Here is a 20,571-nt window from a genome sequence, read left to right as displayed (position 1 = left end):
CCCTGCTCTTATCCGCTTCGGCGAATATATCAGTTTCACGACGGAACTGTGACAGTCAATCGCCCGAGCCGGAATTGCCCAATTCATTCAATACTTCAGCGGCAAGCGAACGGGTAATGCCCGTGCCTCTGGAAAGCGCCAGCCGATCGAGCCTTTCGACAATCGTCTGGGCGGCGTTGAGCGACCGCTCCATGCGATTGACGATATAAAGGACGAGTTTGTCATCTATATAAAGCTGCCGGTCGGCGAAGAGCTTGACGATGACCTGCGACAGAAGTTCCTCATCCGGCTCGCCGATCTCCACGACCGTCGCGGCCTTCAGGCGGGAACGCAGATCAGGCAGCGTGACCGGCCAGGACATGGGCCAGAGGCGGCTGGTCATCAAAAGGCTGGTGCCGTTTTCCCGCACGCTGTTGATGACGTGAAAGAGCTTGACGTCATCAAAGCCCGCGCGGTCGGCATCCTCAAAAAGCACGGGGCCATTGGCGGCCGTGATCGCGGCATCGGAATCAGCGTTGGGGTGGATGATCTTCGCTCCGCTCAGCTCCTTCCAGATGCCGGCGAGATGCGATTTGCCGGAACCGACGGGACCGGCAAGGATGACGACCGGTGACGGCCAGTTCGGCCAGGCATCGACGATCGAAACGGCCGCCGCGAGACGCTCCGAGACAAGGAGGTCGTCGCGCCCGGCGGCGGCGTCGTGCGAAAAGGCCAAGGGAAGCTGCTCTCCGGCCTTGCGCTTCGGATCAGCGTTCTTCACGTCATTCATCGGAAACAGATTTCGTCTTCCGGGCCCGGCCGCCCGGCGACCCGCCATAGTAGAGATCGCTTTGAAGGTAGCGCGAAAGCGCAAAGCGGACAAGGACGCCGACGGCGGCAGCGGCCGGCACCGCGACCAGCAGGCCGACAAAACCGAACAGTGCACCGAAGGCAAAGAGCGCAAACATCAGCCAGACGGGATGCAGGCCGACACTGGAGCCGACGAGCTTCGGCTGCAGGATATTGCCTTCCAGGAACTGGCCGGAGAAGAAGACCGCCAGAACGGCGATAATCCAGATATAATCAGGCCAGAACTGGACGATCGCCACGCCAATGGCAATGACGAGGCCAACCAGCGAGCCGACATAGGGAATGAAGCTGATCATGCCGGCGAAAAGCCCGATGAGCAGGCCGAAGTTCAGGCCGACAATCGAGAGGCCCAGGGCGTAGTAGATGCCCAGGATGAGGCAGAGCGAGCCCTGCCCGCGGATGAAGCCGGCAATCGCCTGATCCACTTCCGTGGCGATCTGGCGCACGTCGCTCACATAGTCGCGCGGCACCCACTGATCGACCTTGGCGACCATGCGATCCCAATCGAGCAGAATGTAGAAGGCGACGACCGGCGTGACGACGAGAAGCGAGATGACATCGACGATCGCCTTGCCGGAATTCCAGATCTGCGCGAAGAGACCCGTCAGAAAGCCCATGCCTTCCGAAAGGATACCGGATAGATTGTCCTTGATGGTCCCGAGCTGGCTTCTGATCCAGCCAGGCAGCACGGAATCCTGATAGTTGGCGATGAATTGCTGCAGCTGGCTGATATAGCCCGGCACGCGCTGGGCAAAATCGTTGAACTGGTTGATGAGGACGGGGATCAGGATCACCAGTGCCAGCGCGAAGACGATGACGAAGGCCACTAGAATGACAATGGTTGCCATCAGACGGCTCAAGCCCAGCCGTTCCAACCTGTCTGCGACAGGATCGAGGAAATAGGCGATCGACATGCCGGCAATGAAGGGCAACAGGATCGAACTGAAAATATAGAGGAAGGCGATGAAGATGAGCAGAACCGCCACCCAGAAGATGATCTGGCGCTTCAGTATCGTTCCGCTGACTTGTTGTGGCATCGCTTCCCCGCTGATTGCACGCCCCGCCCGCACCGCTTTCCAACGGCCCCAGCCGTTTGAGCACATAGGATGGAGGCGCAAAGATGGTCAACCCTGTTGCACCAAATCCGGAAAGCGCACAGGGATTAGCTGGAAAATGGGGGCTTTTCCCTTGCAACGCTTGCATAAAGCGCACTCTCATGCAATTGCGACCGGCATGTGACGCGGTCCCCTGTCCGCAGCTTTAAATCCTCCGGAGATCACCATGAGCCAGTCTGGAAAAAACGGTCTGACCTATAGCGATGCAGGCGTCGACATCGATGCCGGGAACCTGATGGTGGAGAAGATCAAGCCGGCCGTGCGCTCCACGCGCCGTCCGGGTGCCGACGGCGAGATCGGCGGCTTCGGCGGCCTGTTCGACCTCAAGGCCGCAGGTTTCACCGATCCGGTCCTGGTTGCCGCCAATGACGGCGTCGGCACCAAGCTGAAGATCGCGATCGACGCGGACTATCACGAGACCGTCGGCATCGACCTCGTCGCCATGTGCGTTAACGATCTCGTCGTCCAGGGTGCCGAGCCCCTCTTCTTTCTCGACTATTTCGCGACCGGCAAGCTCGACCCGGACCAGGGTGCGGCGATCGTTGGCGGCATTGCTGCCGGCTGCCGCGAGGCGGGCTGCGCGCTGATCGGCGGCGAAACGGCCGAAATGCCGGGCATGTATTCCTCCGGCGATTATGACCTGGCCGGATTTGCCGTTGGCGCCGCCGAACGCGGCAAGCTGCTGCCGTCGGGCGATATTGCCGAAGGCGACGTCATCCTTGGCCTCTCCTCATCGGGCGTCCATTCCAACGGCTTCTCGCTGGTGCGCAAGATCGTTTCGCTTTCCGGGCTCGACTGGGATGCGCCTGCCCCCTTTGCCGAGGGCAAGAAGCTCGGCGAGGCGCTGCTGACGCCGACCCGTATCTATGTGAAGCCGCTCCTGAAGGCGATCCGCGAGACGGGCGCGCTGAAGGCGCTCGCGCACATTACCGGCGGCGGTTTTCCTGAAAATATTCCGCGCGTGCTGCCGAAGCATCTCGCCGCCGAGATCGACCTCGCCGCCGTCAAGGTGCCCCGGTCTTCTCGTGGCTTGCCAAGACGGGTGGCGTCGAAGCAAAGGAAATGCTGCGCACCTTCAATTGCGGCATCGGCATGATCGTCGTCGTTGCGCAGGAGAATGTTGCCGCCGTTTCCAAGGTGCTCGAAGCCGAAGGCGAGAAGGTGATCACGCTCGGCGGTATGGTCGCCAGGGCGGAAGGCGAAGCCGGCACGATCTACAAGGGTACGCTCGCCCTATGAGCTCACCGCGCAAACGCATCGTCGTCTTTATTTCCGGCGGCGGCTCCAACATGATGGCCTTGGTGCAGGCGGCAAAATCGACTGACTATCCGGCAGAGATCGTCGGCGTGATCTCCGACAAGGCCGATGCCGGCGGGCTTGCCAAGGCGGCCGCCGAGGGCATTGCGACCTTTGCCTTCGTGCGCAAGGACTATGCGAGCAAGGACGCGCACGAGGCGGCGATCCTTGCCGCACTTGACGAGCTTTCGCCTGACATCATCTGCCTTGCCGGCTATATGCGGCTGCTTTCGGGCTCGTTCATCCAGCGCCATGAAGGCCGGATCATCAATATCCATCCTTCTCTTCTGCCGCTCTTTCCGGGACTGCATACGCATCAGCGGGCGATTGATGCCGGCATGCGCATTGCCGGCTGCACGGTGCATTTCGTTACCGAAGGCATGGATGAGGGGCCGGTCATCGGCCAGGCCGCCGTGCCTGTGCTTGCGGGCGACACTGCCGAAGCGTTAGCCGGACGCGTGCTGACCATCGAGCACCAGCTTTACCCGCAGGCTCTCCGTCTCTTTGCGGAAGGCAAGGTGAAGATGGAAGGCGGGAAAGCGGTTGGGGCAACAGCTTCCGCCACCGCTCCGAAATCCCAGCTTATTTCGTTGATCGGCGACTGAAGCAATTCCCGCAAAAGTGCCGAGAGGTCTTGCGTCATCGGGCATTCCGAGGTCTGGCGAAAAATGGGAATACCTGCCTTCAGGCGGCAAGAGCCTGAGGCGGGTGCAAGGCGGCTGGCAATCCTGCCGCTATCCATAAAGCCAGCAGGACTGGCGGCGTTCGACGTGGCCATCGCCACGGACGCGAAGACGACCTTCCACCATTTTTGACAGCGTGACCGTTCTCGACCCGCCGACCTTGCCCACCACTTCGTTGGCCAAGACGTTGGAAATGGTCGCATGCCTCGCTCGCTCATCCATGGTCACCAATGCGGCCCGGCATTTGCCGAGGCATCAGCAGGCCCGAATCGTCACGTTGACTAGTCATAATCTTACTAGTAATACTATGACTATGACATCGATCAAACGCTCTCCAATCGCCCTCGCCGTCCTTGCAATGCTCATGGAAGAGCCGCTGCATCCTTATCGAATGCAGCAACTCATCAAGGAGCGCGGTAAGGACGAGGTGATCAATGTCACGCAGAGGGCGAGCCTTTATCAGACGATCCAGCGCCTTGAGCGCGAAGCCTTGATCACCCCACGCAAAACAATCCGGGATGACAAGCGTCCCGAGCGGACTGTGTACGAGATAACCAGGAAAGGCCGTGACGTCGCGCTGGACTGGATGCGGGCGATCTTGTCGACCCCAACGCGGGAATATCCGGAATTCCCCGCAGCCATATCATTTCTTCCGCTGCTTTCGCCTGACGATGTGGCAAGCCAGCTTGAGCTCAGAGCAAAAGCCATTGAGGCGGAGCTTCGCCGGATCGACGAAACTCTGCACGAAGCGCAGGCCGTTCCAAGGCTCTTCCTGCTCGAGATGGAATATCTCCGAGCGCTTCACGCAACCGAATTGTCCTGGGTCACCCGCGTTGTCGCGGACCTGCGCACCCAGCGCATCACCTGGACGGAAGAGTGGCTGAGGCAGATCGCCACCCAATTCACCATCGACCCCAAACTCGACCAGGACTAGGACCATGAAGGTTTTGATTATCGGCGCCGGGACTGGCGGTCTGGCGCTCGCTCATCTGCTCAAGGGGGCCGGCATCAGCGTTGCGGTGTACGAGCGAGACCGCGCACCGAACGCCGACACCGGCGGGTATCGCGTCGGCATCAGCCCGGCTGGAAGCCGCGCGCTGAAAGCCTGTGTCCCCGACGAACTCTACGACCTCTATGTCGCTACCTGCGCCAGGTCGCCGCGCTATTTCAACATGCTGACCGAACAATTCGGCGAAGTGCTGAGCTTCGATATCGAAGATGCGGGCCCGAATGCTCTGGATGGCGAACGGAACGTCATTCGAAAGACGCTGCGACGGGTTCTGCTCAGGGGGCTTGAAGCAGAGGTATACTTCGGGAAGACGTTTGAAGCTTACACAAATAATGCCGACGGATCGATTACCGCTCGTTTTCAGGATGGAAGCCTCGCGACAGGTGAAGTCCTTGTGGGGGCGGACGGCACGAGTTCGACTTTGCGCAAGCAACGTCTGCCGGAAGCGCGCCTCGAAGACACGGGGATCGTCTCGCTCGGGGGCAAAATTCCCATGACAGCCGAAACGAAGGCTCTGCTGTCGGACAAAATGTTCAAGGGCATGTCGCTGATTATGGCGCCGATGGGCTTTGGCGCCATCATTCATTCACTCGAGTTCGCCCACAGCAGAAGCGACCCTGATTTTGCTGCCCGGTGGCCGGATTTCGTCGAGGCGCTCGACGAGGATAGTATCGGCTGGGGCTTATGGGGCGCTCGGCAGAACTTCCCGCAGGATCCGGCCGGGCTGAGCGGCGAACAATTGCGCGAGCTCGGCCTGGAGATCACTCGGGACTGGCATCCGCACCTGCAGGCGCTTATCCGCATGACGGAACCAGCGACGATCCACGATGTCATGATGAGGACTTCCGTACCACCGACGCCCTGGACGAGCTCGAATGTCACTCTGCTCGGCGACGCCGTGCATACGATGACACCGGGACGTGGCGCAGGTGCCAATACGGCGCTTCGCGATGCCGCTCTGCTCGGACGCATGCTGGTCGAAGCGGACCAGGGCCGAAAGCCCCTCCTCGAAGCCATACGAGCCTACGAAATCGAGATGCTTCGCTACAGTAAGGAAGCAGTCCAGGAATCGAAAAAGCAGATGGATGCCCGCGATCTGGCCCATCGGCCGATTGTCGGCAGGCTTCAGCTCGGCGTCACACGCGGCGTCATGCGCACCATAAACGCGATACCTGCACTAAGGCGGCGCGCCTTTCGTCAAATGATGCGCGTTCGCGGGGAGAACTGACCTCGTCGCGGATTATCTCGATCCGTCCCGGGCAAATCGACGGATCGGATATCGATCAGCTTGCCCGCTTCCGAACTTCGCCTTTGTTCAACAATACCCATTGCAGCAGCGTAATCGTCTTGAGATCGATGATCTCTCCCCTTTCGACCATCGCTAGAGCTTCCGGCAGCGGAATTTCCAGTACCTCGATGTCCTCGTGCTCTTCCTCGAGACCACCGCCGTCGGATGTGCGATCGCCGATATCGATCGTCGCGGCAAAGAAATGGACCACTTCGGTAATGGAGCCTGGCGCCGGATAGGACTTGAAGAGGAAGCGGACGTCACGGACCGTATATCCCGTTTCCTCCATCGCTTCGCGGCGGATCGCGGCCTCGGGTTCGTCGCCGTCCAGCAGGCCGGCAGGCACTTCGATCATCCAGGCGGGATCGCCGTTTACATAGGCCGGCAGGCGGAACTGCTTCACCAGCACGACGACATCGCGCTTCGGATCATAAAGCAGGATACAGGCGGCAGGCGTGCGGTGATAAACCTCGCGCGGCAGGCGATGGGTCACGCCATTTCGATCGGTATAATCGATCCGATAACCGGTCAGCTTCGTCCAGCCGTCGGATAGGGTCTCCTTGCCGACGATTTCCACTTTTGCCTTAGATTGCGTCATATGACGTCCTTGCGAAGCCAGACCTTGTTGTCATGGACGGCAGCGCCGCCATAGGGCGCCACGGGATCGGCGCCGGTGAGAACGTTGATGCCTTCGCCATCGACATGCGCCTTGTTGGGCCAGAGGCCCTCGGCGATCAAAACGCCCGGCTTGACCTCGGTCGTTACGCGGGCGTGGATGCGCAGGTCACCGCGCATATTACCAATGCGGACGAGGTCACCATTGCCGACATCGTTCGCCTCGGCATCGACAGGGTTGATCATCACTTCCGGGCGGCCTTCCTTCTGGCGCGAGGTCTTGGTTTCCGAGAAGCTCGAATTCAGGAAATTGCGCGCCGGCGATGTCGCCAGGCGGAAGGGATGCTCGGCGTCAGCAAGCTCGATGACGTCGACCTGATCCGGGAACGGCGGCAGTTCGGCATAGGGGCCGAGCGCACCGACGGAAGCGGGCGGCTTGTTCGGTGAGGCGCCGTTCACCCAGTCCGGGCGGAAGTGGAACTTGCCGTCGGCATGGGCGAAACCATTGAGATAGTGTGCGTCCTCGAAAGCCGGCTGGCGGTCGAACCATTTGTGCTCGAGGAAATGGTCATAGTCCGGCAGGTTGCTAGCGGCCAGAACGCGATCGACCATTTCGCGGGCGGTGAAGCCGAAGCCGGGGCGATCGGCGACGCCAAGGCGTTTTGCCAGTTCCTCGATGACGAAGAGATTGGTGCGCACGGTCGATGGCGGCTCGACGAGCTTGGGCCCAAGCAGAATGTGGTTCTGGCCGCCGGCGCGATAGATATCGTCGTGCTCGACGAACATGGTGGCGGGAATGACGATATCGGCCATTTCGGCCGTCTCGGTCATGAACTGCTCATGCACGGCAACGAAGAGATCGTCGCGCGCAAAGCCTTGTTTCACCAGCCGCTGTTCCGGGGCGATATTCACCGGATTGGTGTTCTGAATCAGCATGGCCGTAACAGGGCCGCGATCGCGCAACGCCACGGCATCGCCGGTCAGCGCCCGGCCGATCTGTGACTGGTCGATCATGCGGATGTCGGCATCCTTCATCGACTTGCCGGTCAGTTCCGCATTGTTCATGCGAAAGATATCGCTGTTGGAATGGAAGGCGCCGCCGCCCTCATATTGCCAGGAGCCGAGCACGGTGGCGATCGAGGCTGCCGCGTGCATGGCGACCGCACCATTGCGCTGGCGCGTGAAGCCATAGCCGAGGCGGAAGAAGGTCTTCCTCGTGGTGCCGACGAGCTTGGCGAAGGCTTCGATCTCATCGACCGAAAGACCGGTTATTGCGGCCGCCCATCCCGGCGTCTTTGTCTTCAGATGCGCTTCGAGACCCGAGGGATCGTCGGCATATCCAGCCATGTAGTCGCGGTCGGCATAACCGTCGCGGAAGGCGATGTGCATGACGGCGCAGGCAAGGGCCGCATCGGTACCCGGCTTGACGATGAGCGCCATGTCAGCCTGCTTCATCGTCGGATTGTCGTAGATGTCGATGACGACGATCTTCGCGCCGCGCTCCTTGCGCGACTTGATCGCGTGGGTCATCACATTGACCTGGGTGGCAACAGCATTGGTGCCCCAGATGACGACGCAATCGGTGCGGGCCATCTCGCGCGGATCGGGGCCGCGCAGCATGCCGGTCGCCATGGTAAAACCGGTCCAGGCGGGATTGGTGCAGATCGAGGAGAAGAAGCCGGAATAACGCTTGGCATGGCGCAGGCGCTCGATCGAGTCGCGCTGTACCCAGCCCATGGTGCCGGCGTAGAAATAAGGCCAGATGGCCTCACTGCCATCCTTGGCCTCGGCCTTCACGAAGGCTTCGGCAATCTCATCCAGCGCATCGTCCCAGGAAATCTGCTGCCACTGCCCTGCCCCCTTGGCGCCGGCGCGGCGCAGCGGGTGCATGAGACGGTCCGGATGATAGAGCCGCTCGGCATAACGGGCGACCTTGGCGCAGATGACGCCCGACGTGTAGGAATGATCGTTGGCGCCCCGGACACGACCGATACGGCCGTCTTCCGTCAGATCCACTTCCAGTGCGCAGGTGGAGGGACAGTCATGCGGACAGGCCGTATGGCCGATCCGGGATTTGGCATGGATGGGGGTCGCAATGTTCATGCGATTTCTATATGCCAAGGCTCGACCGCCCAAAAGGCACAAAAACTCCCAATGATCCGAATTCATAACAGGCATCAGCGAAAATGAACTATCGCCACATCTATCATGCAGGCAATTTCGCCGATGTCCTGAAGCATGCGGTGCTGGCTCGGCTCGTCCGCTACATGCAGAAGAAGGATGCGGGTTTCCGCGTACTCGACACGCATGCCGGCATCGGCCTCTACGATCTTTCTTCCGAGGAAGCGCAGAAGACCGGGGAATGGCAAGATGGTATCGGCAAACTGCTCGAGACCGATCTCGGACCACAGGTCTCCGAATTGCTGGAGCCCTATCTCACCGCCATCCGCGAGCTGAACCCGCAGGGCGGCCTGCGCTTCTATCCCGGCTCGCCCAAACTGGCCCGCATGCTCTTCCGCCCGCAGGACCGGCTTTCGGCAATGGAACTGCACCCTGAGGATTTTGTTCGCCTGCATCGCGTCTTCGAAGGCGACCATCATGCGCGCATCACCGAGCTCGACGGCTGGCTGGCGCTCGGCGCGCATCTGCCGCCCAAGGAAAAGCGCGGCATCGTGCTCGTCGATCCGCCCTTCGAGGAAGACGGCGAATATGAGCGCCTGGTGGATGGTCTTGCCAAGGCCTACCGGCGTTTTCCTGGTGGCACCTATTGCCTCTGGTATCCACTGAAGAAGGGCGCACCGATCAAGGAATTTCACGAAGCGCTGCAGGCGACCGAAATCCCGAAGATGCTCTGCGCCGAGCTTGCAGTGCGCAGCGACCGCGAGACGACGGGGCTGACGGGCTCCGGCCTCGTCATCGTCAATCCGCCCTTCACGCTGAAGGACGAGCTGCACCAATTGCTACCGGCGCTGAAGGACCATCTGGCGCAGGACCGTTTCGCCTCGCAAAGAGCTTTCTGGCTGCGCGGCGAAACCAAGCTCGCCAAGGCCGATTGACCGACTCTCGTCGCTCGGGAATAGTCCGGCGCCATCAGCATATCCAAAAGGTGCCCCATGAAGCTTCTCTGCTCCCCGACCTCCCCTTTCTCCAGCAAGGTGCGCATGGCTTCGCGCCATCTCGGCCTGGAGACTACGGAAATCCGGGTCGATACGAATGCGGGACCGGCGATCCTCGTGGACAACAACCCGCTCGGCAAGATCCCGACGCTGCTGACGGATGACGGTGTTTCCATCTTCGACAGCATCGCCATCATGCATTATTTCGACCGGCTCAAGAAGGGGGCGCTCTATCCTTCCAAAAAGGGCAAGCGCACGGATGCCGAAGTGCTGGAAGCGCTCTGCGACGGCGTCTGCGACTGCCTGCTGGCGATCGTCTACGAACGCCGCTTCCGCGACGAAGAAAAGATGCATCAGCCCTGGATCGACCGGCAGTGGAAGAAGGTCGAGACCGCACTGAACTATCTGGCCGCCAATACGCCGAAGCTCGGCAAGAAGATGCATGGCGGGCATTTCGCGCTCGCCGCCACGATCGGCTACCTCGACCTGCGCTTCAAGGGCCAGTGGGAGGAAGACCATGCCGAACTGATCGGCTGGCTGCGGGAATTCGAAAAGAAGTTCGACGGCTACGAGCAATTGAAGCCGCAGACCTGAGATTTGTAAGGCCTATGGGGCAAGGCACTAGAATCCGAGGTCGACGCAGACAACAAAAAAAAGCCGGGCACGAAGCCCGGCTTTTTCATATTCGATGCAATCGGGATCAGAACTTGACGCCGATACCGACCTTGACGCTGTTTTCGTCGAAGCCGCGCGAAACGCTGCCGGAGTCGAGATTGTAGTCCTTGTCCTGGTAGTCGGTGTAGCGGTATTCCAGACGCGTCGTGATGTTGTTGGTCACGAAGGCTTCGACACCGGCGCCGACCGTATAGCCGTAGGCGGTCTTGCTGTCGGAAGACGTGCCGTCGGAAACCTTAGTGTTGGCGAGCGCCAGACCTGCCGTACCATAAAGCAGGAAGGGGTTCAGGTCGTAACCGACGCGGCCGCGGACGGAGCCATTCCAGCCGGTCTTGTTCTTGATGCCGTCCTGAGTCACGTCCGCATCGCCGTAACCGAGATCGGCTTCAGCACCGTAAACGATCTGGCCCTGCTGGAAGTTGTAACCGGTGAAGAGCTGGCCGCCCCAATCGTAGGTGTCACGGTCGTGACCGAAGCTGCCCATGTTGTAGGTCGCTGCGCCACCGAGGTAGAAGCCCTGCCAGTTGTTGACCGGAGCCGGGGTCTCCTCAGCAACCGGGGCCTGCGGAACCTGATCCACGGCATCAGCTGCGTGGGCTACCGAGAAACCGCCAACGGCGAGAGCGGAAGCCATGAGGCCAGCAAAGAGTATACGCATACTTGTCTCCTTTCAGTCCCGCGCGCCCGTCAACTCAAAATCGGCGAAGCATTCACGGGGGATTACTAAATGTCCCTTCCGGTTCGAGAGTGAAATTGGAGTGCAAATGCGGATTTGAAAGAGCCAAATTGTGATATCATTGTGGCCCCGCGGCGGCAGAAATTCGATGTTGCTTGGCTGCAACATACCGTTTATTAAGGATAATAATGAGTTAAACTTACAATACTCATTTTAATAACTCGATTCCGCAAATAATACATAGAATATCCGGCCAGCAGAGGCAATGCTTTCGGCCTATTTATATAATCTAGGCCTGCCCTTATATAGTCAGCAAACGGACTCGCAGGATCAGAAGGCAGCATCTTGACCCAGAAAAGACTTCGCGCGGCGCTTGTGACGGGTGCCGCCAAAAGAATAGGCCGGGCGATTGCCGAAGACCTTGTTGCTGATGGATTTTCGGTCGCAATCCATGCCAACGGCTCGCTCGCCGAAGCCGAGAGCTTTGCGGCGGAATTGCGGCAGAAGGGCCATCAGGCGGTTGCGATCAAGGCAGATCTCGCCAATGTTGACGAGACCGAGGAGCTTGTCGGAAAGGCGTGCGAGGCGCTCGGACCGCTCGATCTTCTCGTTAATAACGCATCGATTTTCCTCGAGGATTCGCTCCGCAAATTCGACGCACGAGTATGGGACGAGCACTTTGCCGTCCATGTTCGCGCGCCTTCGATACTCGCCGCTAAATTCGCCGAACAGCTACCGGAAACGGCCGAGGGGCTGATCGTCAACATTATCGACCAGCGCGTCTGGGCACTGCGGCCGAGCTTCTACTCCTATACTCTGTCGAAATCGGCGCTGTGGACGGCGACCCAGACGATGGCGCAGGCGTTGGCCCCACGCATCCGCGTCAACGCGATCGGTCCCGGCCCATCGATGCCGAGCGAGCGGCAATTGCAGGAAGACTTCCAAGCACAGGTTTCAGCCCTTATCTTGAAGCGGGGACCTGAGCTCAAGGAATTCGGCCGAACGATTCGTTTTCTGTTCGAGACCCCTTCGATCACGGGTCAGATGATTGCACTCGACGGCGGCCAGCATCTCGCTTGGCAAACGCCTGATGTGCTGGAGATCAAGGAATGAATGCCAAGAAGCTGCCGGATGGCGGTGTTCTTTACGACGAGACCGATGATAACGACGACGATATCATCGAGGTAGAAGGCGATGCCTCTGCCTCGCCGATTTCGGCGTCGGTCGACTGGAATGCCGGCAGCATCAACGAAACCGGCCTGCTCGGCGCCGATTTGATCGCCGAATTCGTCAAGCGCCTGCCGAACAGCCCCGGCGTCTACCGCATGTTCAACGAGGCGGGCGATGTGCTCTATGTGGGCAAGGCCCGCAGCCTGAAGAAGCGCGTCGGCAACTATGCGATGGGTCGCGTGCACTCCAACCGCATCGCCCAGATGGTGCGCCAGACCGCCAACATGGAATTCGTCACGACGCGGACGGAGACCGAGGCGCTGCTGCTCGAAGCGAATCTGATCAAGCGCTTGCGGCCGCGCTTTAACGTGCTTTTGCGCGACGACAAGTCGTTTCCCTATATCCTGATAACAGGCGATCACCGCGCCCCTGCCATCTTCAAGCATCGCGGTGCGCGTGCCCGGAAGGGGGACTATTTCGGTCCCTTCGCCTCGGCCGGTGCCGTTGGCCGCACGATCAATTCGCTGCAGCGCGCCTTCCTGATCCGCACCTGTACCGACAGCGTCTTCGAGACACGCACCCGGCCCTGCCTGCTCTACCAGATCAAGCGCTGTTCCGGGCCGTGTACGCATGAGGTCAGCGACGAGGGCTATGCGGAGCTGGTGCAGGAGGCCAAGGACTTCCTCTCCGGCAAGAGCCAGAAGGTGAAGGAGCACATGGCGGAGGCGATGAACGCCGCCGCCGAAGATCTCGATTTCGAACGCGCTGCGATCTACCGCGACCGCCTCGCGGCGCTCTCGCATGTCCAGAGCCACCAGGGCATCAATCCGGCCGGCGTCGAAGAGGCTGATGTTTTCGCCATCCATCACGAAGGCGGGATTTCCTGCATCCAGGTGTTCTTCTTCCGCACGGGACAGAACTGGGGCAACCGCGCCTATTTCCCGAAGGCCGATCCGCAACTGTCTGGCGCCGAGGTGCTGAACGCCTTCCTCGCGCAGTTCTACGACGACAAGCCGGTGCCGCGGCAGATCATGCTGTCGGAAACGGTGGAAGAACTGGAACTGCTGGCGGCCGCACTCGGTGAAAAAGCCGGACACAAGGTTTCGATCCTCGTCCCGCAGCGCGGCGAGAAGCGCGATCTCGTCGAGCATGTTATCGCCAATGCCCGCGAGGCGCATGGGCGCAAGCTTGCTGAAACCGCCTCGCAATCCCGGCTGCTGGAAGGATTCAAGGACACGTTCGGCCTGCCCTATGTGCCGCAGCGCGTCGAGATCTACGACAACTCGCATATCATGGGCACGAATGCGGTCGGGGGCATGGTGGTCGCCGGGCCGGAAGGCTTCGTGAAGAACCAGTATCGCAAGTTCAACATCAAATCGACCGAGATCACCCCCGGCGACGACTTCGGCATGATGCGCGAAGTGATGACGCGGCGCTTCTCGCGCCTGCTGAAGGAAGAGGGCATTCCGGACAGGAGCGCGCAGGTCTCCGTCGCAGATGCGGCCGACATGCCCTTCCCCGCCTGGCCGGACGTGATCCTCATCGACGGCGGCCAGGGACAGATGACCGCGGTACGTGCCATCCTGGAAGAGCTCGGGATAACCGACAGCGTGATTGCCATCGGCGTCGCCAAGGGCGTGGACCGCGAGGCCGGCCGTGAGCGTTTCTTTGCACCCGGCAAGGGAAGTTTCACGCTGCCGCCGCGCGATCCTGTTCTCTATTTCATCCAGCGCATGCGCGACGAGGCGCACCGTTTCGCGATCGGCTCGCATCGGGCCCGGCGCAAGAAGGAGATGGTCAAGAATCCGCTCGACGAGATCGGCGGCATCGGGCCTTCGCGCAAGCGGGCCCTGTTGCAGCACTTCGGCACGGCGAAAGCCGTGTCGCGAGCCGCGCTCTCCGATCTCATGGCGGTGGAAGGGATTTCGGAGACCGTCGCAAAGCAGGTCTATAATCATTTTCACGACGACGCCGCGAAATAAGCGGCGCCGGTCGCAAATTCCACGCAAAGGCAGCGAAAAAACAGAAAGAATGTTGACGGTCGAAGGGCAAAGCCGTCATCTACCGCCGCAATATCAAAGAGAACCGCTTCATGGCATCGCGTGCGTATAATATCCCCAATCTCCTGACCTACGGCCGCATCCTGGCGGTGCCGCTGATCGTCGTCTGCTTCTTCATCGAGGGACGGCTCAGCAGCAGCGATACCGCGCGCTGGGTGGCGCTCTGGATTTTCGTCATCGCCTCGATCACCGATTTCCTCGACGGCTATCTCGCGCGAATCTGGAACCAGACCTCGAATATCGGCCGCATGCTGGACCCGATTGCCGACAAACTGCTGGTTTCCGCCATCCTGCTTCTGGTTGCCGCCGACGGCACGATCGCCGGCTGGTCGCTCTGGGCGGCGATCATCATTCTCTGCCGCGAGATCCTGGTTTCGGGCCTGCGCGAATATCTGGCCGCGCTGAAGGTCAGCGTCCCGGTAACGCGCATTGCCAAGTGGAAGACGACGCTGCAGCTCGTCGCCATCGCCTTCCTGCTCGCGGGCCCGGCGGGCGATACCATTTTCCCCTACACGACCTGGACGGGGATCGCGCTCCTCTGGATCGCAGCACTTCTGACGATCTATACCGGCTATGATTATTTCCGCGCCGGCCTGAAACATGTGGTGGATGACGAAGAATGACGCGGCTTGTCTATTTCGCCTGGGTACGCGAACGCATCGGCAAGGGTGAGGAGGAGATCGACCTCCCCTCCTCCGTCGTCAGCGTTGCCGATCTTCTGAATCATTTGAAGGGCCTGGGCGAGGAATATGAGATGGCCCTTCAATATCCTGACGTCATCCGGGTCGCGATCGACCAGGAACATGTGGAGCATGACGAGCCGATCGGCGGAGCGCGGGAGATCGGTATTTTCCCGCCGATGACGGGCGGCTGAGGGACGACGGTTCTCTGGGCTGAGGAGTCTCCTGTGAGCATTACGCCTACCATTCGCGTCCAGCGCGAGGATTTTGATCTGCAGGCGGAAATCGACCGGCTTTCCAAAGGCAAGCCCGGCATCGGCGCGGTCGTAACCTTCTCCGGTCTTTGCCGCGATGAAGGCGGCACGCTCTCGGCGCTGGAACTCGAACATTATCCCGGCATGGCCGAAGCGGAGATGAGCCGTATCGGCGAGCTCGCCATCGAGCGTTTCGGGCTCAACGGCCTGACCGCCATCCATCGCTTCGGAAAGATTGCGGCCGGCGAGAATATTGTGCTGGTCGTCGCAGCGGCGCCGCATCGGCAGGCCGCCTTCGACGGCGCGAACTTCGTCATGGATTTCCTGAAGACCTCCGCCCCTTTCTGGAAGAAAGAACACGGCAAGGACGGCGACACGGGCGACTGGATCGCGGCGAAAGATGCCGACAACACCGCGCGCGATCGCTGGAAATAGTCAAAGCACGACGCGCTCGCGGCGGCTCAATACCAGCAGGAATACCAAGAGCGAGAATATGGCGAGATCGCGCCAGATGAAGGAACCGTAGGCGCCCCAGAGCGTCTCGACGAGTGCGAGGCCGGCCGCGCCGCCCGCCGAGCGCAGCGGATCGGAATAGCCACCGACAGCAGCGATCAGCAACACCTTGAGGCCGAACATCAGCCCGGCGCCGAAATCCATCGATCCGTAATAGAAGGTCGCAAGGATGCCGCAGCAGGTGGCGACGAGCGCTGCGGCCCCATAGGACACAAGGAAGACACGGCTGGCGCTGGTACCGCAGAGTTCGGCGGCAAGCGGATCATCTATGACGGCGCGCCACAGGCGGCCCCAGGCGGTGCGCTTCAGGATTACCGCCCCGATCGCAATGATTGCGCACATCAAGGCCGTATCCAGAAGCTGGATATAGGTGAGCGTCACCTTGAAGGTGCCGTCGCTCCAGAAGGTCACGTTGTCGTTCAGGAGCGGCGGAAGCCAGATGGCGCGGGTATTGGCGGCAAGGCGCGCCGTCTCCATCAGCACGATCATCATTCCGAGCGCTGCGACGATGACCGTGTTCGGCGATTTGCTGACGAGCGGCTGCATGACGAAACGGCCGATCCACACCCCAGCCCCCACTGAATAGACCAGCGAGGCACAGACGCCGACCGCGATCGCCGCCGGCAGCACCAGCCAGAGGCGATTATAGGCCATGTCCGTGAAGAGCAGCAGCATCTGACCGGCAAAGGCGATTATCGCACCATAGGTGATGTCGGCGCGTTTGGTGACCCCAAAGGCGATCGAATAGCCGAAGGCAAGCGTGGCGTAGAGCGCTGCGAGCGGCACCGCATTTGCCAGTTGCTGCAGAAGATAGGCCATTCCGACACTCCAGATCGCCTTAAAATAATAACTAGCAAAATGCGTTTTTACCAGTTATATTTTTCTCATGACCTTCTCCTGGACCCCTCACCGTTTTTCCGGCGGCGCATTGGCGCTCGATGTCGCCAACAGCGTCATCCTACGTCACGATACGGCGCGCAGCATCGACCGCTTCGAGGCCGAAGGGCAGATGGAGCGCTTCCCAGCGGCAGCGCGAGCGTTCTGCGCCGAACGGGTACTTTTCGGCGACATAGCGCCCATTCAAGCGCAGAATAGAGCGAACTTCATCGAACTGCGCGAAGCGACGGACCGGTACTTCCGACAGCGCGTGCTCGCGGGGAACGACGACCGGCTGCTCGCCGAATTGCTGGAGACTTTGGCGCGCACCCTGCGCGGGGCATCGGAAAAGGGGCTTGATACGGCAATGGCCCATTCGGTCTTGCGGCTGATCGCCATGCCAGATCCGGAGCGAATGAAGATCTGCGGCAATTGCGGCTGGCTGTTCATCGACCGCAGCAAGAATAAAAGCCGGGCCTGGTGCGATATGGCCGTCTGCGGCAACCGCGCCAAGGCGATCAGGCATTACCGGAGGAAAAAGAAGGAGGAGACGCCATGAAGCGGCGTTTAGTCATTACCACACTTGCAGCAGCAGGGATCATGCTTGCCGCCTGCCAGCGCCAGGCCGAAACCATGCTGGAAGTGACGGGGCATCTGTTCGTGTTCAACTATCGAAACGCCAGCGCCACCTATCTGCTGACAATGAAGAAGACGGCGCCCATTCCCAACGGCTCGACCATCGTTGCCGAGTTCGAGAACCCTCAAGGCGGCACACCGCTTGTGTTGAACCAGAAGGTCTTCCCAATGGACGACAAGATTTCGGTCCAGAGCGAAAACCTGCACTGCGTGGTCAAGGACCGGCCCTATTCGGTGACAGTCAAGCTGGTCGACAAGGATGGCAAGCTTCTGCAGGAGTTGAAGGCGCAGTTCAAATCCGATCTCGACCAGACGGTGCTGCCGAGCAAGCCGCTGGTGGTCGGGGCCGGCTACGAGAAGAACCCGGAGGTCTTCAAACCGGACGGGACGACGGATTTTTCAAATACGGACAAGTGTCCGGCTTAACAAAAAAGCCGGGACGAGCCCGGCTTTTCTCAGTCAATTCAATGCATTCCCGAGGAATGCTCCGTAACTGAATCAGCCGACGATCTCGGTGTCGGAGAACCAGTACTTGATTTCCTGGGCTGCGGTTTCCGGAGCGTCCGAACCGTGGACGGAGTTTTCGCCGATCGAGAGAGCGTGAACCTTACGGATCGTGCCTTCGGCGGCGTTTGCCGGGTTGGTTGCGCCCATGATTTCGCGGTTCTTCAGGATGGCGCCTTCGCCTTCCAGAACCTGAACGATGGTCGGGCCGGAGGTCATGCCGTCGACGAGTTCGCCGAAGAACGGACGTTCCTTGTGAACAGCGTAGAAGCCTTCAGCTTCGCGCTTGCTCATCCAGACGCGCTTGGAGGCGACGACGCGCAGGCCGGCATCTTCGAGCATCTTGGTGATAGCGCCCGTCAGGTTGCGCTTCGTTGCGTCCGGCTTGATCATCGAGAAGGTGCGTTCAATCGCCATTATCAGGTCCTCATACTCGTAAGGGAAAAGTGGGCGGTCTTTACCCGCCTCACTGCCTGAAAACAAGGGGTCTATGGCAATTTCACGCCGCTGTCACAGTCCGGCCCCGGCTTTCGTGAAGATCGAGGCAGCGCTCGAACCATGCCATGACGGGGTCATCCGGAGCCAGCATGGCAAGGCCGGCGGCGATGCGCAGCCATTGCAGCGCGCCGAAGACGATATAGTCGGCAAAGAGCGGGCTCTCGCCGCCGATGAACGGCTGGAAGCGCAGCATATGTCGCATCGGCTCCAGCTTGGCGGCAAAGGCCTCCCTCTCCGCCTCGCGTCCGGCGGCGAAATCCTCCAGCGGCTTGCCGAGACGGCTTTCGCGGCTGGCGCGGAAATAGGCCTTGTCGCCCTCATCGAGAATGGAATGAATATCGAGGAGCGCGATCCGCATGATCGCCGGATGGATGATCATCTGCGAATAACCCTCGACCAAACGCGACAAGGCCTTGCCGCCCTCGCTACCAAATAGCGACGGAAGGTCCGGATAGGCCTCTTCCAGGTAAAGGGCGATATCGAAACTGTCTGATATCAGCCGACCGTTATCGTCCAGAACCGGCACGGTCTTGGAAAAGCCGCCGCCGATACCAGCAATGCGGCTGTAGGTCGTCGGCACTTCCTCGAAATCGAGGCCCTTGTGGGCAAGCGCCATCACCGCCTTCCAGCAATGCGGCGAGAAGAAATGACGCTCGTCGGCGCCGCACAGGGAATAAAGAACTCTGGTCATATCAGTCCTTTCGATATCGCAGCGGGTTCATTCCACGCCAGAAAGCCGGCGCGATCAAATCAGGAATTTTCATGGCGCCATCACGGCCGCTGCTGATACGGACAGGGCCATTCCCGATCGGGACGCAGCAAGGGTGCATTAACCGGTTTTGCGGCTTCCCTCCCGACGAAGCTTGAAAATTCAATGTCTCTTAAAAGCTTGCCCTCATAGCGGAAGCAGATGAGCCGGTGGCCCAAGCGAACCGATGGCAATGAGGGGATCGTCATGCCGACTGCCGCTAATGCATTGAATGCGCGCGAGGCTGCCCGGCCGACGCCGCCTGCCGATATACAGAAGGTCGCTCAGCACATGATGCGGCTCAACGTGGCGGGCCTGCCGCGCAATTACGAATTGTTCCACGAAGCGCTTGTCGGCCTGAATGCCGGGCTGGCGCAGGATATCGCAGCCCTCGGTTCACACCCACAGCAGGAAGCACTGGACGAACTCGGCCTGCGCTACCGGCTCGTCGGCCATTACGGGCTGGCGGGCGACCGCTCGCGCAACGAAGCGAGCCGCATGCTGAAGGAAACGGCCGAGCGGCTGGCCGAGGGACGCCTGCATCACCAGGCCTTCGCACGCGCCTGCGAGACCATCCTCAAATCCGTCTCGGGCCAGCAGGAGCACCAGAGCCTTGCCGACTTCATGGCCGAGGTCGAGTATCTCGCCGCCTCCCTTTCAGCCGTGCTTGCCGCGGAGCGCGCGATCGGCACGAAGCTGGAAGAGGACATTGAACGGCTGACGGCGCTGGAGCGCGGCATTTCGGCCGTGCAGGCGGCAAGTGTCACCGACAAGATCACCGGCCTTCCGAACCGTATCGGCCTCAATCGTGCACTCGACGACCTCTATGGTCAGGAAGAGGGTGCGGCCGGCAGCGCGCTGATCATGATCGACATCGACGACTTCAAGGAGCTTACCGCCCGTTACGGCATGCAGACCGGCAACAAGCTTCTGAAAAAGCTTGCCGGCCTCTTCCGCAAGACGGTGAAAAAGAACGATTTCATTGCGCGCCTGGAGGCTGACGAATTCGCCTTCCTCTTTGCCAATGTCGGCATGCAGGATGCGCTGGCGATCGCCGAACGGCTGCGCAGTTCGGTCGAAGACAATCTTGTCTTCGCGGCGTCGGACATTTCAGATGCGAGCGGCTTGACGATTTCGGTCGGCGTGGCGCTCAGCGGCGATGCCGCAACGCCCGGCCAGCTTCAAGCCAACGCCCGCGTGGCGCTGCTCGCCGCCCAGTCCAATCCGCGTCAGCCGGTGCAGGCCTTCGGCCGGTAAGGCGTTCGACCAGAGGCCATTCATGGCAGACAGTGGCGAACACGCCGCTGATC

Annotated in this window: 21 protein-coding genes and 1 pseudogene; 14 read left to right on the top strand and 8 right to left on the bottom strand. The window is 60.5% G+C overall.

Annotation, left to right across the window (positions count from 1 at the left end; genetic code table 11):
• Positions 1-55 precede the first annotated feature (55 nt).
• Together hdaA and LVY75_16255 are read right to left on the bottom strand one after the other, a co-directional pair.
• Positions 56-769: a DnaA regulatory inactivator HdaA gene (gene hdaA, locus LVY75_16260; GenBank protein XAZ24748.1), complete on the bottom strand. Its 714-nt coding sequence runs from the start codon at positions 767-769 to the stop codon at positions 56-58.
• Positions 762-1,886: an AI-2E family transporter gene (locus LVY75_16255; GenBank protein ID XAZ24747.1), complete on the bottom strand. Its 1,125-nt coding sequence runs from the start codon at positions 1,884-1,886 to the stop codon at positions 762-764. Before LVY75_16255 ends, hdaA begins: the two co-directional genes overlap by 8 nt.
• Before the next feature lie 244 nt (positions 1,887-2,130).
• Between LVY75_16255 and purM the strand changes: the two are divergent.
• From purM to LVY75_16235, 4 genes and pseudogenes are all read left to right on the top strand, one after another.
• Positions 2,131-3,203 (top strand): annotated as a pseudogene (gene purM / locus LVY75_16250) (phosphoribosylformylglycinamidine cyclo-ligase).
• Positions 3,200-3,865, top strand: a complete 666-nt coding sequence (gene purN / locus LVY75_16245; protein XAZ24746.1) for a phosphoribosylglycinamide formyltransferase — start codon at positions 3,200-3,202, stop codon at positions 3,863-3,865. Before purM ends, purN begins: the two are co-directional and overlap by 4 nt.
• Positions 3,866-4,256: 391 nt before the next feature.
• The gene (locus LVY75_16240; GenBank protein ID XAZ25736.1) at positions 4,257-4,877 is read left to right on the top strand and encodes a PadR family transcriptional regulator; all 621 of its coding nucleotides are present in this window, start codon (positions 4,257-4,259) and stop codon (positions 4,875-4,877) included.
• Positions 4,878-4,881: 4 nt separating this feature from the next.
• Complete coding sequence (locus LVY75_16235) at positions 4,882-6,180, top strand: FAD-dependent monooxygenase (GenBank protein ID XAZ24745.1); 1,299 nt, start codon at positions 4,882-4,884, stop codon at positions 6,178-6,180.
• Between the two features lie 55 nt (positions 6,181-6,235).
• Here the strand turns inward: LVY75_16235 and LVY75_16230 are convergent, their stop codons facing one another.
• A complete protein-coding gene (locus tag LVY75_16230; GenBank protein ID XAZ24744.1) occupies positions 6,236-6,838 on the bottom strand; it encodes an NUDIX domain-containing protein in 603 nt (200 codons plus the stop codon).
• Complete coding sequence (locus tag LVY75_16225) at positions 6,835-9,024, bottom strand: molybdopterin oxidoreductase family protein (GenBank protein ID XAZ24743.1); 2,190 nt, start codon at positions 9,022-9,024, stop codon at positions 6,835-6,837. The genes LVY75_16230 and LVY75_16225 overlap by 4 nt, the downstream gene beginning before the upstream one ends.
• 17 nt (positions 9,025-9,041) lie before the next feature.
• Here LVY75_16225 and LVY75_16220 point away from each other — a divergent pair, with 17 nt between their 5' ends.
• Together LVY75_16220 and LVY75_16215 are read left to right on the top strand one after the other, a co-directional pair.
• The gene (locus tag LVY75_16220; GenBank protein XAZ24742.1) at positions 9,042-9,911 is read left to right on the top strand and encodes a 23S rRNA (adenine(2030)-N(6))-methyltransferase RlmJ; all 870 of its coding nucleotides are present in this window, start codon (positions 9,042-9,044) and stop codon (positions 9,909-9,911) included.
• Between the two features lie 57 nt (positions 9,912-9,968).
• Positions 9,969-10,565, top strand: coding sequence for a glutathione S-transferase (locus tag LVY75_16215; protein ID XAZ24741.1), 597 nt, complete (start codon positions 9,969-9,971; stop codon positions 10,563-10,565).
• 106 nt (positions 10,566-10,671) lie between these two features.
• On the opposite strand, the gene LVY75_16210 is transcribed toward LVY75_16215, so the two are convergent.
• Positions 10,672-11,304 (bottom strand): porin family protein, encoded by a 633-nt coding sequence (locus LVY75_16210; protein XAZ24740.1) that lies wholly within the window; start codon positions 11,302-11,304, stop codon positions 10,672-10,674.
• Between the two features lie 363 nt (positions 11,305-11,667).
• On the opposite strand from LVY75_16210, the gene LVY75_16205 reads away from it, so the two are divergent.
• From LVY75_16205 to LVY75_16185, 5 genes are all read left to right on the top strand, one after another.
• Positions 11,668-12,435, top strand: coding sequence for an SDR family oxidoreductase (locus LVY75_16205; protein XAZ24739.1), 768 nt, complete (start codon positions 11,668-11,670; stop codon positions 12,433-12,435).
• Positions 12,432-14,474: an excinuclease ABC subunit UvrC gene (uvrC, locus tag LVY75_16200; protein ID XAZ24738.1), complete on the top strand. Its 2,043-nt coding sequence runs from the start codon at positions 12,432-12,434 to the stop codon at positions 14,472-14,474. Before LVY75_16205 ends, uvrC begins: the two co-directional genes overlap by 4 nt.
• A gap of 110 nt (positions 14,475-14,584) precedes the next feature.
• A complete protein-coding gene (pgsA, locus tag LVY75_16195; GenBank protein XAZ24737.1) occupies positions 14,585-15,175 on the top strand; it encodes a CDP-diacylglycerol--glycerol-3-phosphate 3-phosphatidyltransferase in 591 nt (196 codons plus the stop codon).
• Positions 15,172-15,426, top strand: a complete 255-nt coding sequence (gene moaD, locus LVY75_16190; protein XAZ24736.1) for a molybdopterin converting factor subunit 1 — start codon at positions 15,172-15,174, stop codon at positions 15,424-15,426. The genes pgsA and moaD overlap by 4 nt, the downstream gene beginning before the upstream one ends.
• 33 nt (positions 15,427-15,459) lie before the next feature.
• Complete coding sequence (locus tag LVY75_16185; GenBank protein ID XAZ24735.1) at positions 15,460-15,921, top strand: molybdenum cofactor biosynthesis protein MoaE; 462 nt, start codon at positions 15,460-15,462, stop codon at positions 15,919-15,921.
• On the opposite strand, the gene LVY75_16180 is transcribed toward LVY75_16185, so the two are convergent.
• Positions 15,922-16,818, bottom strand: coding sequence for a branched-chain amino acid ABC transporter permease (locus LVY75_16180; protein ID XAZ24734.1), 897 nt, complete (start codon positions 16,816-16,818; stop codon positions 15,922-15,924).
• A 67-nt stretch (positions 16,819-16,885) separates the two neighbouring features.
• Here LVY75_16180 and LVY75_16175 point away from each other — a divergent pair, with 67 nt between their 5' ends.
• The gene (locus LVY75_16175; protein XAZ24733.1) at positions 16,886-17,434 is read left to right on the top strand and encodes a CGNR zinc finger domain-containing protein; all 549 of its coding nucleotides are present in this window, start codon (positions 16,886-16,888) and stop codon (positions 17,432-17,434) included.
• Complete coding sequence (locus LVY75_16170; GenBank protein XAZ24732.1) at positions 17,431-17,937, top strand: hypothetical protein; 507 nt, start codon at positions 17,431-17,433, stop codon at positions 17,935-17,937. The genes LVY75_16175 and LVY75_16170 overlap by 4 nt, the downstream gene beginning before the upstream one ends.
• Before the next feature lie 72 nt (positions 17,938-18,009).
• On the opposite strand, the gene ndk is transcribed toward LVY75_16170, so the two are convergent.
• Both ndk and LVY75_16160 read right to left on the bottom strand, forming a co-directional pair.
• A complete protein-coding gene (ndk, locus tag LVY75_16165) occupies positions 18,010-18,432 on the bottom strand; it encodes a nucleoside-diphosphate kinase (GenBank protein XAZ24731.1) in 423 nt (140 codons plus the stop codon).
• An 82-nt stretch (positions 18,433-18,514) separates the two neighbouring features.
• Positions 18,515-19,204, bottom strand: coding sequence for a glutathione S-transferase family protein (locus LVY75_16160; protein ID XAZ24730.1), 690 nt, complete (start codon positions 19,202-19,204; stop codon positions 18,515-18,517).
• Between the two features lie 264 nt (positions 19,205-19,468).
• Between LVY75_16160 and LVY75_16155 the strand changes: the two genes are divergently transcribed.
• Positions 19,469-20,518, top strand: coding sequence for a GGDEF domain-containing protein (locus LVY75_16155; protein ID XAZ24729.1), 1,050 nt, complete (start codon positions 19,469-19,471; stop codon positions 20,516-20,518).
• Positions 20,519-20,571: the final 53 nt, after the last annotated feature.

The sequence above is a fragment of the Sinorhizobium sp. B11 genome (assembly GCA_039725955.1).
Taxonomy (GTDB): Bacteria; Pseudomonadota; Alphaproteobacteria; order Rhizobiales; family Rhizobiaceae; genus Rhizobium.
This window is presented reverse-complemented; position numbering and strand designations above follow the sequence as displayed.